The 16,368-nt window shown below is 34.1% G+C and carries 13 protein-coding genes, 1 tRNA gene and 1 pseudogene; 12 read left to right on the top strand and 3 right to left on the bottom strand.

Going from position 1 to position 16,368, the window contains the following annotated elements:
- Positions 1-10: 10 nt before the first annotated feature.
- Both DXB63_RS04525 and asnA read right to left on the bottom strand, forming a co-directional pair.
- On the bottom strand, positions 11-673 hold the full coding sequence (locus DXB63_RS04525; protein ID WP_122125199.1) for a uracil-DNA glycosylase: 663 nt from the start codon (positions 671-673) through the stop codon (positions 11-13).
- A gap of 68 nt (positions 674-741) precedes the next feature.
- Complete coding sequence (asnA, locus tag DXB63_RS04520) at positions 742-1,779, bottom strand: aspartate--ammonia ligase (protein WP_122125198.1); 1,038 nt, start codon at positions 1,777-1,779, stop codon at positions 742-744.
- Positions 1,780-2,011: 232 nt separating this feature from the next.
- Between asnA and DXB63_RS04515 the strand changes: the two genes are divergently transcribed.
- From DXB63_RS04515 to DXB63_RS04475, 9 genes and pseudogenes are all read left to right on the top strand, one after another.
- Positions 2,012-2,084: transfer RNA gene (locus DXB63_RS04515), tRNA-Arg, on the top strand.
- A 141-nt stretch (positions 2,085-2,225) separates the two neighbouring features.
- Entirely contained in the window at positions 2,226-3,497 is a 1,272-nt protein-coding gene (locus DXB63_RS04510) for a phage integrase SAM-like domain-containing protein (protein WP_122125197.1), read from the top strand.
- Positions 3,491-3,586: pseudogene (locus DXB63_RS18190) on the top strand (recombinase); the annotation flags it as partial. The gene DXB63_RS04510 and the pseudogene DXB63_RS18190, both read left to right, overlap by 7 nt.
- 382 nt (positions 3,587-3,968) lie before the next feature.
- The gene (locus tag DXB63_RS04500) at positions 3,969-4,316 is read left to right on the top strand and encodes a hypothetical protein (RefSeq protein WP_122125196.1); all 348 of its coding nucleotides are present in this window, start codon (positions 3,969-3,971) and stop codon (positions 4,314-4,316) included.
- 3 nt (positions 4,317-4,319) lie between these two features.
- A complete protein-coding gene (locus DXB63_RS04495) occupies positions 4,320-5,096 on the top strand; it encodes a hypothetical protein (protein WP_122125195.1) in 777 nt (258 codons plus the stop codon).
- A gap of 240 nt (positions 5,097-5,336) precedes the next feature.
- On the top strand, positions 5,337-8,186 hold the full coding sequence (locus DXB63_RS04490; protein WP_122125194.1) for a BT4734/BF3469 family protein: 2,850 nt from the start codon (positions 5,337-5,339) through the stop codon (positions 8,184-8,186).
- 456 nt (positions 8,187-8,642) lie between these two features.
- The gene (locus DXB63_RS04485; RefSeq protein ID WP_122125193.1) at positions 8,643-8,903 is read left to right on the top strand and encodes a type II toxin-antitoxin system Phd/YefM family antitoxin; all 261 of its coding nucleotides are present in this window, start codon (positions 8,643-8,645) and stop codon (positions 8,901-8,903) included.
- Positions 8,894-9,163: a Txe/YoeB family addiction module toxin gene (locus DXB63_RS04480; RefSeq protein ID WP_122125192.1), complete on the top strand. Its 270-nt coding sequence runs from the start codon at positions 8,894-8,896 to the stop codon at positions 9,161-9,163. The genes DXB63_RS04485 and DXB63_RS04480 overlap by 10 nt, the downstream gene beginning before the upstream one ends.
- A gap of 74 nt (positions 9,164-9,237) precedes the next feature.
- Positions 9,238-9,360 (top strand): toxin-antitoxin system HicB family antitoxin, encoded by a 123-nt coding sequence (locus DXB63_RS04475; RefSeq protein ID WP_122125259.1) that lies wholly within the window; start codon positions 9,238-9,240, stop codon positions 9,358-9,360.
- Between the two features lie 493 nt (positions 9,361-9,853).
- Here DXB63_RS04475 and DXB63_RS04470 read toward each other — a convergent pair whose 3' ends face one another.
- Positions 9,854-10,699 carry a DUF2971 domain-containing protein gene (locus tag DXB63_RS04470; protein ID WP_122125191.1) on the bottom strand — a complete coding sequence of 282 codons (846 nt, stop codon included), beginning with the start codon at positions 10,697-10,699 and terminating at the stop codon, positions 9,854-9,856.
- 419 nt (positions 10,700-11,118) lie between these two features.
- Here DXB63_RS04470 and DXB63_RS04465 point away from each other — a divergent pair, with 419 nt between their 5' ends.
- The 3 genes from DXB63_RS04465 (at position 11,119) to drt3b (ending at position 16,080) form a co-directional block, all read left to right on the top strand.
- Positions 11,119-12,033 carry a hypothetical protein gene (locus DXB63_RS04465; RefSeq protein ID WP_122125190.1) on the top strand — a complete coding sequence of 305 codons (915 nt, stop codon included), beginning with the start codon at positions 11,119-11,121 and terminating at the stop codon, positions 12,031-12,033.
- A gap of 404 nt (positions 12,034-12,437) precedes the next feature.
- Positions 12,438-13,901, top strand: coding sequence for an antiviral reverse transcriptase Drt3a (gene drt3a / locus DXB63_RS04455; RefSeq protein WP_122125189.1), 1,464 nt, complete (start codon positions 12,438-12,440; stop codon positions 13,899-13,901).
- Entirely contained in the window at positions 13,888-16,080 is a 2,193-nt protein-coding gene (gene drt3b, locus DXB63_RS04450; protein WP_122125188.1) for an antiviral reverse transcriptase Drt3b, read from the top strand. Before drt3a ends, drt3b begins: the two co-directional genes overlap by 14 nt.
- The last annotated feature ends 288 nt before the right edge of the window (positions 16,081-16,368 follow it).

Genomic DNA, 16,368 nt, shown 5'->3' with positions numbered 1-16,368 from the left:
CTATTCTTAATTACCATACAATCGGTTCTTTTCCGTGTGCAGTAAGGTAAGTGTTTGTTTTGCTGAAATGTTTGTTTCCGAAAAAGCCATTGTATGCGGACAATGGAGACGGATGTGCAGATGTTAGTACCAGATGTTTGTTGCGATCAATGAATGCTCCCTTTTTCTGGGCGTAAGACCCCCATAAAATGAACACTAAGTTTTCATGCTCTTCGGCTAAGTAGCGGATTGCAGCATCGGTGAACTCTTCCCAACCTCTACGTTGGTGGGAACCTGCCTGATGCGCTCTAACCGTGAGGGTAGCATTTAGTAAGAGAACTCCTTGGTCCGCCCAACGGGTCAGATTGCCGGAAGTTGGAGCAGGAGTGCCAAGGTCGTCCTGGATTTCTTTGAAGATATTGATTAAAGAAGGGGGAAACGGGACTCCGTCATTAACAGAAAAACAGAGTCCGTGTGCCTGTCCCGGTCCGTGATAAGGGTCCTGACCGATGATTACAACTTTTGCTTTATCAAACGGGCAAAGATTAAAAGCATTGAATATCAGTTTTCCCGGTGGATAAATACTATATTGACTGTACTCGCTTCTTACGAAATCCGTAAGCTGCTTGAAATAATCTTTCTCAAATTCCGGAGCCAGATGCTTTTTCCAGCTTTCTTCTATTTGTACATTCATAGGTCTTGAAATTATGTTTCAAAGTTAAAAGATTTTGTTGAAAGTACAAATGTTACGGATATATAAAGTTAAATTAAGGGCATATTAAGTTGTTCGCATTCTTTTCTCATTTCTTCAGGCCAAATGCTTGCTTGGATTTCTCCGATATGCGCTTTGCGGAGATAATACATACAAAGGCGTGATTGTCCGATACCTCCTCCTATACTGAGTGGTAATGTGTCATTTAGTAATCTTTTATGGAAGTAAAGCTCTTTTCTGTTTTCATTACCGGACTCTTTGAGCTGTCTCAACAGAGCTTCTTTGTCTACCCGGATTCCCATAGATGATAATTCTATGGAACGTTCCAAAACATGATCCCAAAGTAGTAAATCGCCGTTTAACCCCGGTAAACCGTTCAGACCCGGCGTAGAGTAGTCGTCATAGTCCGGTGCACGCAAGTCATGTTCTTTTCCATCACCTAGTTTACAACCGATACCGATAACGAATACGGCACCATATTTTTTTGTAATGGCATGCTCACGATCCTTTGCATCAAGGTTCGGATATTGCTGTCTTAACTCTTCCGCATGTATGAAATGTATTTTTTCCGGCAGACAAGGTTTTATCTGTGCATACGTTTCATATACCATATATTCGGTGCGAATCATGGCGGCATAAATACGGTTTACTATTTCTTTTAAAAAGTCTACAGTCCGGTTTTCCGGATTGATAACGCGTTCCCAATCCCATTGGTCTACATAGAGAGAATGCAAATTGCCCAGTTCCTCGTCAGAACGTATGGCGTTCATGTCGGTGTATATTCCGTATCCCGGTTCTATTTTATAATCGGCTAATGTCAACCGTTTCCATTTAGCCAATGAATGCACCACTTCTGCCTGTGCATCGCCTAAGTCTTTGATTGGAAATGAGACGGCACGCTCTTTGCCGCTTAAATCATCGTTGATTCCCATTCCTTTGAGTACAAAAAGAGGAGCTGTGACACGGCGCAACTTTAATTCGGAGGATAGATTTAATTGGAAAAAATCTTTTATTTGTTTTATACCTCGTTCGGTTTGCTTCAAATCAAGCAAAGGTTTATAGCCTTTTGGCTTTATAAGATAACTCATAAATTGATCGTTTTATTATTTCTTGCAAATATAGGTATTATTTATATATTTGCTATTATTATATATGAAATATATGCAAAATGATTGATTATATATTTATAGTGTTTTCAAAATGATAATTTTGTTTTGCCGGATTTGAATAAGAATAACTCTATCCAATTGAAATTAATTTCTTGTTTTATTGTAAAAGGTACATTAAATTTCGTACTTTTGCATTCGCTAAAATTGAAAAGGCTCCGTAGCTTAGTGAATAGAGCGTCAGATTCCGGTTCTGAAGGTCGTGGGTTTGAGTCCCACCGGGGTCACAAAGTAAATCCTTGTAAGTTAAATACTTATGAGGATTTTTTTTGTAATAGAGTTTGTGATTGTAGTACTGAAAATTAGTAAAAAACGACTAAAATTATTTTGTTGTTGACTTATTGTTGACTAATTAAATTATAATTAAAATGCTAACAATCAGAGCTGAAATTAAAAGAAATGAGTTAAGAAGTGATGGAACTTATAATGTTAAGATTAGATTCACTCAGGACAGAAAGGTAAAAAGAGTATCAACAAGTATATTTGTGACTCCTCAAGACCTCACCAAATCTTTCACTTTTAAAGAAGGGACTGTTATTAAAAGACAGATTGATGAGCTTGTATATTCCTATCGAGAGCAATGTGGAAAGCTACAGGTAGAAATTAATCATTATACTCTTGATAATATAGTAGCCTTTTTAAACGGCGAAAAAGAGAAAACTAAAACTATAGATTTTATTCAATTTTCAAAAGAGTGGATTGAAAATACAACTATTAAAGGGGCTAAGAACTACAAAACGGCTATCAATGTGTTAATTTCGTTTGTGGGAAAAGAATCTCTTGATATAAATAAAATCAATTCTTCATTTCTCAATGAATTTACGGAATATCTTAATAAAAGAAGATCTAGTAAAATTTCAATATTGCAAAGAGAAAAAAAATGTATTCCTTCAAACAGAGCGTCTTCACTATATTTAGGAAGCATTAGACATCTTTTTAATGAAGCAAAGAAGAAATACAATGACTATGACAGAAACATTCTTCTTATTTCGAATTCCCCTTTTGAAAACTTTAAAGTACCTAAGCAGGAAGCTACACGAAAAAGAGCTTTGTCAGCAGAATTAATAAAAAAAATATGGGAATTACCATATATATATAATGTAAATGGTAGAGAGAAAAATTGTCCTTATAACTTGGCAAAAGATTGTTTTATTTTATCATTTTGTTTAATAGGTATGAATTCTGTCGATTTATATAATTGCACGGAATTACAAGATAATGCAATTACTTATTATCGGACGAAAACAACAGATAGAAGGCTTGATAATGCTAAAATGGTAGTAATAATACCACAAATAATTATTCCTATTATCAAAAAGTATCAAGATTATACTAAAAAACGAATATTCAATTTCTATCATAATTACTCCACTGCCGATAACTTTAATAAGGCTATTAATCATGGCTTAAAGGTGATTGGAAAACAGTTAAAGATTGATGATTTAGAATATTATGCAGCGCGCCACTCATGGGCTACCATAGCTGTTAATAAGGCCGGTATAGATAAATATACAGTTCATGCAGCACTTAATCATATAGATGAAACCATGAGAATCACTGACATCTATATTGAAAGGGATTTCAAGATAGAGAATGATGCTAATACTAGGGTAGTGAAGTATGTTTTTGAAGAAAAATGACAATCCATTACGCAAAACTAATAGATAAGTGTATCGGTGAACAAATGGATAAATTAACGGATATGTTTACAGAAAATCCTGATTACTAACATACAAAACATAGGACTATATAACCGAAAGATATACTTTTTAATCTGGCATGAAAACGAAGATTAGCAAGCATAGATTTCTCTTTATAAAATAATATCTTATGTACAAATTATATTTTAAACAGACAGGAGATCATCATTCTCCTGTCACATACCCACCTTTACCCAAAAATATCACGGCTTAGATTATATTTTTTATAAAGGATATTCCTTCTGAATTCATCGACAAAGTGATGGATACAATTGTAGTTGGAGAACCGGGAAATAAGGCAAAAAAGTAGAAAAGTCCCAATACGTTTATATGAAAAGACTTCTCCATGATTTTCTTCTGATAAAAAACATCGATTTTGCCGTTTAAATCCCTTCAAAGCTTGATATATGTATGCAACAAAAAATAAAACAGTCAGGTAGGAACGATAGTTCTGTACTTGACCGTCAGGGGAAAGACTGTCCTGATGTTATCGAAAAAACAGTCTTGAAGATACCAAAGAAATACCGGGATGATATAAAGGGATTACAGGAGAGATATAATCTGCGTGTTGGTCCGATGATTAATATTTCTCTAAAAGAGCTTGGGAAGATATGTGAAAGGGATTATCCCAAAATTGAATCATACCGCGGATTAAAGAATTTCCTCCTGCGTACTTTTGGGGTTACTCTATATATCTACTCACAAAAGACAGCGCGGATACAAGAGGATAAGAATGTAGTAATAACAAAAAATAAATAGAAAATGAAAAACATTAGTAAAAAACAACCATTCGAGAAAGAGATCAATGGCAGAAGAATGCGGTACTGTATAAAGTATAATGTTAGGGTTAACAGGGAAGGAACTTATGCGTATAAAGAGTATGATAATCCAAATTTCAATGGTCCATTGAATATCCATACCAGAACAGACGGATTCAAATATCTGAATACGAAAAGTCATGGAGAAATTCCGTTGGACGAAACAGTAGCAATCTGTTTTAAGCCGATGCCACAAGACGGGAAGAAATACATCCTGATCCATAAGGACGGCAACTTGGGGAACTGTCATGCCGCTAACCTTGAATGGAAACAAGTTCCAAAGTTTTCACCGACTGACACTAAGAGAAAACTTGATAATGGTCTGAAAGTAAGAGTCGATGGTACCGTATATAATATGAGGAAAAAGCTCAGGGTTGTTACGAGCGTTGGCGATGCCGATACAGACCGTTCTTGTGTAGCCGTAGAACCTTATGTCTGTTATGACAGAAAAAACATGTACAAAAGTATGGAAGAACGGCATTCAATGATGGATAATCTTATGGCAGAGGCTGAGTTCGTTGAAGGAGATAAATCCATGTTGAGAAGACCGAAGGTGTTACATAAGGATCAGAATTATCTGAACTTTAACTCCTCCAATCTCAAATGGGTAGAAGAAGACAGTCAGGAGTATCAAGACTATATGAAGAAGAAAAGGGAGGATATGGATGCACTGACCATCAAAGGGAATCCCGGTCATCCCAATCCTTTAATGAAATTTTAAAATGATATGATGGGGTTAGCAGAAGGCAGAAAGTCATGGAACGGGAGTGTAGTGGTATACATAACTTCCAAAGGAAGTAAAAGTGTAAATAAAAAAGTTTGCAAAAGGAGTGAATTTGCTTAAAGAACAAGTTTTTTTGAAAAATAAAATATTTACATATATCCTACGGTTATGTCATACTCCTACTTCCGTATGCTCTCCTGTCTCTGACTAACCCTATTACCTTATAAATTCAAATATATGAAAAAGAAAACATTAAACGTACCCGATGGGATCGAACACCTGTCGGAATGGCAAGAACTATGGAATACCTTGCCGAGCAATCAACATTACATCCTGAATAAAAGGATATGCGGATGTGGAGCAACAGAAGCTTATATTAGATCCGATAAGAAAGTTATATTGGCTAGCCCCAGAAAGCACCTCCTCTATAACAAGTATTCCCAACACCTGAAAGACAATCTTCATCTCTATCGGTTCACGGGTGATAAAAAGAAATATTTTGAAAGCAGAACTACTGCACCTGCCGATATGCTTGCTTTCAATGACAACCTTACCGGATACATTAAAAATGGAGGAAGCAAGATACTTACCACGTATGACTCTCTCCGTAAAATCATGGAAGGGATGAATAATATTGGTGAAGACCTGTCGCAATGGACGGTAGTGGTTGATGAGTTTCAGGCTATTTTTTATGATTGTCAATACAAGGCGGTTACAGAGTATGAATTATGCCGGGTACTCCAAAAATTCTCTACTGTCGTTTATCTGTCGGCCACACCATTTCTGGAATCATACCTGGATATGACAGAGCAATTCAAGGATTTGCCTGTATATGAACTTCTCTGGCCGGAAACAATGACACAGTTACCCAATGTGGAAGTCATAAAGTCAAAGAAGTCCGTATTGGAACTATGCTCCTCCCTGATTAAGAAATATCGTTCCGGCAACGGAAAGTCTACTGTCGTAAATGGTCAAAGTTTTATGGCAGAGGAAGCCGTCTTTTATATTAATAGCGTTTCCGAAATAAAGAAGATCATTGAAAAGAATGACCTCACACCGGAAGAAACCACTATAATATGTTCGGCCAAGGCAGAGAATCTCAAGAAGTTGGACATCCTGTCAAAGGATACCGGAATGGCGTTCAGGATTGATGAAATTCCCGGAAGGGGCGAAGTGCATAAAATGTTCACCTTTTGTACCGCCACTGTATATGTCGGAGCAGACTTTTATTCCACCAATGCCTACTCTTATATCTTTGCCAATCCACAAGTCAGTTGTATGACTGTCGATGTTTCAGTGGATCTCCAACAAATAATAGGAAGGCAAAGGTTGGAGGAGAATCCCTTCAGAAATTCTGCTACGCTTTATTTCAATACAAAGGCAGCGAAGGCCACAAAGGAGGATTTGGAGAATTCCGTAAAAGAGAAGGGTGAAAAGACCTTACGAAGGATTGAGAACTACAATGCCGTACCCAATAAAGACGACCAGTTACGGCTGATGGAAGACGATATCAGGAAAAACGGGCACAAGGAACACTATTGCTGTATCATCAAGGATGCGGATAATAATGTACATGTCGTAAAGAATGATATATTGGAAATAGCCGACAGGAGGGCATGGGAAGTATCAGACCAGATTTATAACAGTGACTTCTCCATGTACCGGGCGTTGAAGGCAGGTGTGAATGTAACAAAAGCGGCGGACAGTGACAATCCCGACATACAGAAATTATTTACGGAATGGACTAAGGACAACCTGTTCTCAAGAAAAGCAAGGATGTACTGTGCCCTGTATGATAATATACCGGAACTGCTGGAGGAATGCAACTTCATAGAAAACAAGTTCAGGGAATATCACGATGCTTTGGGTAAGGAAGGATTCGAAGCATTATACTGGCGGGAGGATAATATAAAACGGGCTCTTGCTCCGGTTCCATTCGATAAGTTGCCAAAGAATGAAATAGCCGGAAGACTAATGAAGGAGTTGGATGTGAATAAAGAATATACGAAAGCGCAGGTGAAAGGTATCCTACAAAATGTCTATAAGGACTTAGGCATACACGGTAAACCAAGTGCTTCTGATATTTTCAACTATATGACCTGTAAGAATAAAACCGCAAGAGTAAAGGGAAAATTAACAGCCGTACTCAAGATAGAGTCTCATTTCAGAAAAGCGGTATCTCTATTCACAAAAATCACGGATGTAAACAATCCGCAAGAATATGATATCGACAAGCTGCTGGACATGATCCGGGATGATACATACTTTCATCTTAAAACCAAAGTTGAAGCTGTCAGGAACGCAAAGACTAAGAAAGAGAAGGATAAGAACAAAGCTGCCCTTCCCGCAGTTACGTGGAACGGGACTTTTAAATCCAAAAATAAAAATGAAGGCGTACTCTACTCTTCATTTACAGCCCTCGACTTCGACCATATCAAACCGGAGAATATGCCGGAATTTGCTAAGTGGCTGCAAAGTTTTCCGTGTGTCTATGCCTGTTTCATCTCTCCGGGAGGAAGCGGTTATAAGGCGATTGTCCTGCATGACAATTATGAGCCGCTTTACCATTACGACCTGTACTGGCAATTGCTGGAACTGTTCGCTTGTCCTGAGATAGATAAAAGCACCACAGATTTGGCAAGAGGAAATTTTCTGTCCCATGATCCCGACTTATGGAAGAATCCCAATCCTGTACCGTTTCACTTTATCCCGTCAACACCGGAACCTGCCATGCCAAGTACCGTTACAGAGACTGTTGTAAGGGATGGAAAAGGAAGCCCCATTCTGGTACAGGATGAATCTTGGGCAGAGAGCTTTCTGAATCAGTTAAATAAGCAGATTATTTCGGATGACAGCATTATCCGCATGCTAAGGAAGATTTGGAATGGAAAGTCTTTGGCTAAAGGCAGGAATAATACGGCTATGTCTTATGCAGGTATATTGTGTAAAGCAGGTGTTGAACAGGATAAGGCCAAAAGATTCATAGAGGAGCTGATTCCCGGCTTTGATGTAACGGAAATAATGGCATATGCCTACTCCCATAATATATTCGGGTGTGAGCGTAGGAAATATAAATCCGGGAAATGAGAATAAGCCGGAGATTATGATTTGTTTTGTAACAATCCAATCATCCCGGATAGGGCCTTTATAAATATTGGTCCGGCTTTATCCCGAAATCCGGTGTAGGTGATTTTTAAAGGTTATTTAAACAAAAAGAGAAGGTAGCTTGTGCTATCTTCTTTTTATTTGGTGTTTTTATTGTTAGCCTAGAAAAACAGATGGAACGAATGAAAAAGGATAGCCAGAACTTCTTTAGAGACATACGTGGTAAACGTTAGCAGTAACAAAATTATGATAACCTTACCGTGATTCCATATTTACGGAGTTTGCCATTGGTAACATATATACTTAAATTAACTGCAATAAAACATGGATTCACTCCTATATAATTGCCAAATCTTCTTTTATATTCTAAATTATTTCCCGATAACTTGCAAGTACAATATTAAGTACCTATATTTGTTCTTACCAAATAAATGAATTATGAGAACGACAAATTATTCGGAACTGAGAAATAACCTCAAAAGCTACTTGGACGGGGTTATAAATGATAGTGAACCTCTGATTGTACATCGATCCGGCAACGAGAGTGTGGTAGTGATTTCTTTGGAAGAATACAATTCCATTAAAGAAACCGAATATATCATGAAATCTCCTGCCATGATGGATATTATCAGAAAAGGTGACGAAGAAATAAAGAATGGTGGCGGTACTCCTATTGAGATTGATGATCTATGGAAATAAAACTTCTTGAACAGGCTAAGATAGATTTGGAGTATTGGAAGAAGACGGGAAACAAGGCTGTCATAAATAAAATAACGGCTTTACTTAAGGATATTTCAGAACACCCCTATACAGGTATCGGAAAACCGGAAGCTTTGAAATATGAGCTGTCCGGCAAATGGTCTAGGCGTATTAATTCAGAGCATAGGATAATCTACTCTGTCCATGAAGACACAATTGAAGTTTATGTATTCTCAATGAGATACCACTATACAAAGTAATGGAATTAATCAGTCAGCCAACCTTCTTGATATAATCTGGGATATTTCATTACTGAAAAGAGAGATAAACCTATATAAACTCCGATCTTAATATCCGTATTTCTCCGGAAGTAGCCACATTAGCTAAACAGGCAGGAGTTTCTATTAATGCCTTTATCAAGAAAGCTTTGGAAAATCAGATAGCAACAATGTTATGATACAAGCTTTTATTCTGATATACTAACAACTTCAATATATTTGCTAAAGAATAGATTGCAGATGTGGGAAGGGGAATTGATTGTTCCTGAACAAAATTTTGCTAGTGAAAAGAAAAAACTGCTGATGTGCAAACAGACAGATACGCTGATAAGCCAACCAACATAATTGCAAACAAACATAAAAAAACTTTTAAGTAATTTTGAAAACAGATATGATTCCAGTCCGATCAATTTAGGATTATTTTCTCTATTTTCAATCCTGCCATCGTCTTAGGATATTAATCCAATGGACGAACAACAATCTCCAAAACTCAAGAGAAAGAAGAAGCGAAGACCAGGATCAAATTGATAAATTTTTTATTTATGTTGTGCTAATAATTATTTTTTGTCCTACTTCAGTTATATTTTGCTCGCAGCTTCTCAGTTACCAAAATGGGTGAAAGCCCAACGAAAAGAACTTTTGGCAGTTGAACGGAAGCAGGAATCACATATTTCACTTCACTATGTTTTTATAGTTCTGAATATCTGCAATAATAGTTTCTTCAAGTGAAAAATTATCAGGGTTAATAAACATTCTTTTTATCAACATGTTCTTGAATCCATTTTTTCGTATCAGCCTTATTGTTTTTTCTACAGCTTTATCACTTACTTTACACCCAAAAACGATTTCTTTTATCCAATCTTTTTCAATTTCGTAATAATAATTAGTACCATCATGAAGTAGTTTCTTCGAATTACTTTTTATTACAGCTCTCACTTCTTCTTCGTATTTCCAATGATGGGATTTTGTAGTTATCCAGTGTAGGATTATTCTATAAGGATTAGCATAAACATCAAAAGGCTGTACATTATCCTTATAGAGGACAGGGAAAACTATAAAATCTTTTGGCAATGGTTCTGTTGGAAATTCAAATCCAATACAAACTCCTGTATGCTTACTTGCGTAATGTGACCACATTAATACTTCATCATAAGTTTTAGAAAAACAAGAAACCCTATAATCTTTCTTTTGTTCTTTAAAGAAATTTGCTCTTGCTTTCTTGTTATTCAGAATTTGCTTTGTCCTTAAAGAAATTTCCTTTGCAATAGATTTATCCAACAATCTATTTGCAGTATCATCAAATATTGCATAGGGCGGCACATTTGAAAAGTTTACAAAGCCTTCATAGCAATCAAAGGGGTCATTAAAATCATCAGGAGAAGAGAATTTTAATGTGTTTTTGTTAATTAATATATATTTCATTGCGTCCTCATATCCAATGTATTTATATATACGCCGATTGAAAGCCTCTGACATGCCTTTAATATTACTTATTTCTAAATCTTTATCTGTTAACATGATTAGTATTGTCTTTCTATTGTCTAGAAAATTGTATAAATTTTATTTTATAATCTTTTTAATGTACAAATATAGCCGTTTTTACTCCACCCAGTTTGAGATTTTGATTAAATTTGAGTTTTATTGGGTATGTACTTATAACTCTTGTAACAGATAGACTACAAATACCAATTTAAAGTAGCTTTTGATACTTCAATACAACATCAAATCAGTATGTAAACATAACAACAAATAAGTGAAGGCGGGTTATCCTCTTTATTTCCCATGCTCCTATCGGCACAGATAATAATCCTGCAAATCATCAGCAATAGCTGAAACCTAAGAAAAAAAGAGAATACAAAAATCTTATAAATAATTTTAGATACTCAAAAAGGTTACAGACATATCTATGTATCTTTGTGTGCAAAATAGAATATGTTATGGATTATAAGAATATCGACCCAGCGAAATTAGTGGAAACTCTTTTTACAGAATGCCCATTAGAATTATACGACTATTTATTAAGAGGTACTCTAACAGAAGTTTATACGGAGCTAAAGAAAACATATAAAGAGGGATGGACGAGCTATTCAAGCCTTTTGATAGACAAATTTGCAATTCATTCATCATCATTTTTTCATTTGTCGAGTGGTATAATTGAACATCGTAAATCAGGAGAACAAATTAGAATGAATGGTTATGATTTATTTACAGTAAACACGACTTTTAGAGCTATAATGGAAACATATGCAACTTTTCATCATCTTTTCGTGGAACCTTCCATCCATGAGGAAAAAGAATTTCGTTTTTTACTTTGGAAAATAGATGGATTAACGGAGAAAAGTAGGTTCATTGTTAATGAAGATGATTTTGCGAGAGCAAAAACAATTATAGAAAGTGATAAACATATTCTCAATAATACGATATCGGAATTTGAATCATGTAAGTTTTATAAGTCTATTGAGAAAAATCAACTAAATAAGATATATAATCCAGCAAAGAAACATTATCGTTGGAGGTTTCTTTTTTCAAACAAAGAAATCACACCGTTGAGTATTACTGCATTAATTTCGCATGTATTCAATACAAGAGCATTTATTAACATGTACAAATACACATCAATTCATACACATTCTAATTATTATGCAATAGAAGAATTTGACAAAATTAGAGGAAAAACGTTATCCAAAGAATATACAGATCCATTAACACGCTTAGCAATAATGACGACGGTGATGCTTATTGACGATATTTGTTCTATGGATGATAACGCAAAGCTTTTAGTATTGCCGATTCCTGTCATTCGGTTCATAAAGGGCATGAGTCATAGCATTAGAAATTTTGATAAAAACTAATATACAAAAAAATGTTTTCCAGGCTTTTCTGTTATTTTGCGCTCATAGTTTCTCAGTCGTTTGAAGAGGAGAAAAAGATAATAAGAGTTTAATAACATCCTGAAAGCCTATCTCTGCTGAAAACTAAAAAGATAACATATATTAGGAAAATCAACTTAAATCAATATCTTTGTATAATACATCAATGATTAGCGAATGGAGTTAAACAAATTGAAAGTAGTACTTGTGGAGAGGATGAAAATAGGCAAATGGCTCACAGAAACTTTTGAGAACAACGAAGTTACTATTTCCCATTGGTGTGCAAACGCATCTCAACCATCGTTAAAACATTATTTGTTATTGCCAAAATGTTGAATATGGATATGAAAAATTTGCTTGTTTCAACTCTAAAATAATTTACTATTATGCTTGACCAATCATTCTCAGCTGAAAATTTTCGTAATATATTCCATATTGAGAATCGTAAAGGAAATCTCCAAAAGGCGATGTTTCCTGCGCAATATATTGATTTAATAAAGGATATTAAATCTTTAAAGACTGAAATCAAGGAGAAATCAAAAGAACGAAAGGATGGCACAATAACAAAGGAAGAATATCAATCATTTAAGGATGAAAAAAATAACAAAATAAAAGATTGTAAGAAAAAGAAAGATGATATTCTGTATGAACAGGTTAAAGATATTAGTACAAATGTTAATAATGATAACTTTAGATTTGCTATAAACGTTGAAAAGCGTGAAGGAAAACCTGTATATAAATTAGGAGATAGTTTAGAAGTGTTTTATGCCATTAAACAATTACAATATAATATCAGAAAAACTTTTAAAGTAAAACAAGCAGACAGATACAGCATTTTAAAGCAAATCAAACTATTGTTAAGCGATAATTTCCCAAAATACATAATTAGAACTGATATTAAAAGTTTTTACGAGAGTATTCCACAAGTAGGACTTTTAGAAAAGATAGAACAAAACACATTACTGAATTATCAGTCAAAGAAATTTATTGCAGAAATTATTGAAGAGTATGAGGCTAAAAAAGACTCAAGAGAATTTGAAGCAAAAAAAGGAGTACCAAGAGGTATCGGAATAAGCGCATATCTTACAGAACTTTATATGCGTGATATTGATAATAAAATCAAATCACTTGAAAATGTAACCTTTTACGCCCGATATGTTGATGATATATTTATCATCTTTACTCCAAACACAAAGAGTAGTGGTACAAACTACTTTGAGAAAGTCGATAAAATTATAACAAGTTCAGGATTGGAATTAAAACCTAAGACAGATGCTAAAACACAATTAGTCGATATGCTTAACAAAATTGAGGGTTTTAATAGTAGCATAAACTATCTTGGATATAAGTTTAATACGCAGGGGATTAAACATAAAGCAGATGAAAACCCTATTGACTATCGATTATCTGTAAATTTGTCAGATAGCAAAATTGACAAATATAAATCACGTATCAAATTATCATTTGATACATATAATGAGGAGAGTAAGTATGACGAGCGTAGAGCACGAAAAATATTATTTGACTGTCTAAGAATGCTCACTGGGAATACTAACCTAATCAATAGCAAAAATGGCGTTAAGGTTGGCGTTTATTTCTCAAACAGTTTACTTGATAAAGAGAAAAAAGATGGCTTAAAAGATTTGAAATCTTTAGATGGCTTTTTAACAGGAATGGTACATCGTAACTTAGTTCCTTATAAAAAATTACTCTTTGATATTGAAAAACTTAGAAGCCAAATTAAGCAAAGTTTTTCATTCCAAAAAGGCTTCGAAGATAAGAGATTCCATAAATTCAAAATTAAAGAGTTGAAAACCTTGAAAAAAATTTGGGCTGATGAAACGATATAAAAGAAAAATACGATTAAAATACAAAAAGGAAAGAGTTGTTTTATCCGATGTCCTTCCGTTTGAAATTCCTATTATTTTTTCAAACCGTTATTTTTATCGATTCTTGGTTTGTTATGGGGTAGAGATTCGAGATAATAAAATTTATTGGAATGATAATAAAAAAGGATTAACAGAAAAGAAAAAAGACACTTTACTTCACATAATCAAACTATTGTTTGGTTGTAAACCGAATGAACCTATTCAAAATAGTAGTTTTGATTTGAATAAGAATCGGCGGAGGATACCATTTATATACAAGATCACCCATAAAGAGAAAGAATTTCGAGAGTTAGCAGTTATTCACCCTAAAAATCAGATTGACATTATTGAATTTTATGAAAAGTATAAAGAATTGATATTGTATTATTGCAATATTAGCCGTTTTTCCATTAGACGACCATCAGACGTTGCAAAATACATCTTCTTTAATGACAAGTTACACAAGCAAAAATCAGGATTGAAAGATGATAGTATAGAAGTGAATATAAATGAGTATGAACATTTAAAAACTTTTTTTACCTATAAGAAATATACAAATATTTTTCGTTTTTATGAAGACTACCGTTACCAAAGAGCTGAAAAAAAATATGATAAATTAATACGTTTTGATATTTCCAAATGTTTCGATAGTATCTATACACATTCTCTTCCTTGGGGCTTATTAAATAAGGAAATGGTGAAAGACAATATTCCATTATCTGAAAGTACCTTTGCTGGAAAATTTGATGAGTTCATGCAAAACATAAATTATGGGGAAACTAATGGTATTTTGATTGGTCCTGAATTTTCAAGAATATTCGCAGAACTTATCTTACAGCAGGTAGATAAGAACGTTGAGGACTACCTTTTAAAACAGGGGCTAGTACTTAGAAGAGATTATGAGTGTTATCGTTATGTTGATGACTATTTTTTATTTTATAATGATGATAATATTAAAGATGAAATTCTAAAATCTTTTAAACTGGAGCTTCGTGAATTTAAGATGTGGATTAGTGAATCAAAGACTAAATCGTACAATAAGCCTATTATCACTGAGTTAACTATGGCGAAGTTGAAGATAGTTGACTTAATTGATGATAATATAAAATTTAGAATAGATGAAGCAGAAAAAGAAGATGAAGAATTAGAAGAAGGGTACGAAGAAGAAAATCCATTCGAAAGAATTGCTGATAAATTTACGATTTACCTTAATCCCAATAAACTATCAGCAAAATTTAAAACTATTCTCAAAGAAACAGAAGTTGAATACAAAGATGTACTGAATTATACATTGGCTGTTATTTCTAGAAAGATAGAAGGGGTTTTCAAGAAGTTTGATTTGAAGTATAAGCAATATGCTGAGTTGGAAAAAGAAGGGAAATTTGATGAAAAAGAATGTCGCAAAAAATATAACTTGGAAAAACGGCTAACAATGTTTATTCTCAATGTTTTAGATTTCATCTTCTTTCTTTATACGGTTTACCCCAAAGTAAATTCTACGATTAAATTGACAGTAATACTCACAACTATAATCAACTACTATAAAGGAAGTTATAATTTTAAAAAATCAAAGGTTTTGAGGTTCCAAAGAGTTAATCGTGACTTAGTTTTGAAAAAGATTCAAGATGAAATTCGATTGATTTTAGAAAAAAACAAATTTGTTGAACATGTACAAGTAGAAACGTTGTATCTATTGATTGTCTTGAAAGAGCTTGGAAAAGAATATCAACTTACAGAACCTGTACTTTGTGATTATTTTAATTGTGCCAAAGACAAAAAAACTAGTGATTTTTTATTTAAGAATCACTTAAACTGTTTTTCCATATTAGTATTATTTTATTATGTTGGTAATGACATTCAATATCAGCGTATAAAAGAAGCATTGCTTTCATACACAACATTAAAAATAGAAAATATAGATGAAGCAAAGCGAAGGAAGAGTGCAGAACTTACAATTTTGCTATTTGATTTGTTGTCATGCCCTTATATAGTAAGTGCATATAAGAAAAATCTACTATCTTTGTACGGTATCCTAGATGATGCAATTCAAACTGACATCATAGGTTTTCAAAAGAATCAGAAGTATTGGTTTACAAAATGGGATAAGATTAATTTAGAAAAAGAGCTAAATGCTAAAATATGTCAAGAGGTGTACTCATAAAATATAGAATAAACCCGCTCGAAATGACTTCACACACAAGTTTATTCTTATTCTGCTTGCAGAACCTTTAAAACAATCTTGAGCGAGATTATTTTAACGCAGTCTAATAAAAGACTGCGTTTTTTATGTATTACATAGTAGCATATTTGGAGAAAAGGTCTCAGTATTCTCCATGAGCAAACTACCGCAAAAGCACGTAGAAATTTAGTGGGATAAATCATGGGATATGCTTGAAGCTAAAATATAAAGTTTTTAATATCAGCATGGTAACTCTATTAGGAGAATCCT

This window comes from Bacteroides sp. OM05-12, assembly GCF_003438995.1.
Classification (GTDB): Bacteria; Bacteroidota; Bacteroidia; order Bacteroidales; family Bacteroidaceae; genus Bacteroides.
The sequence above is the reverse complement of the archived record's forward strand: the minus strand, read 5'-3'. Positions and strand labels throughout refer to the sequence as shown.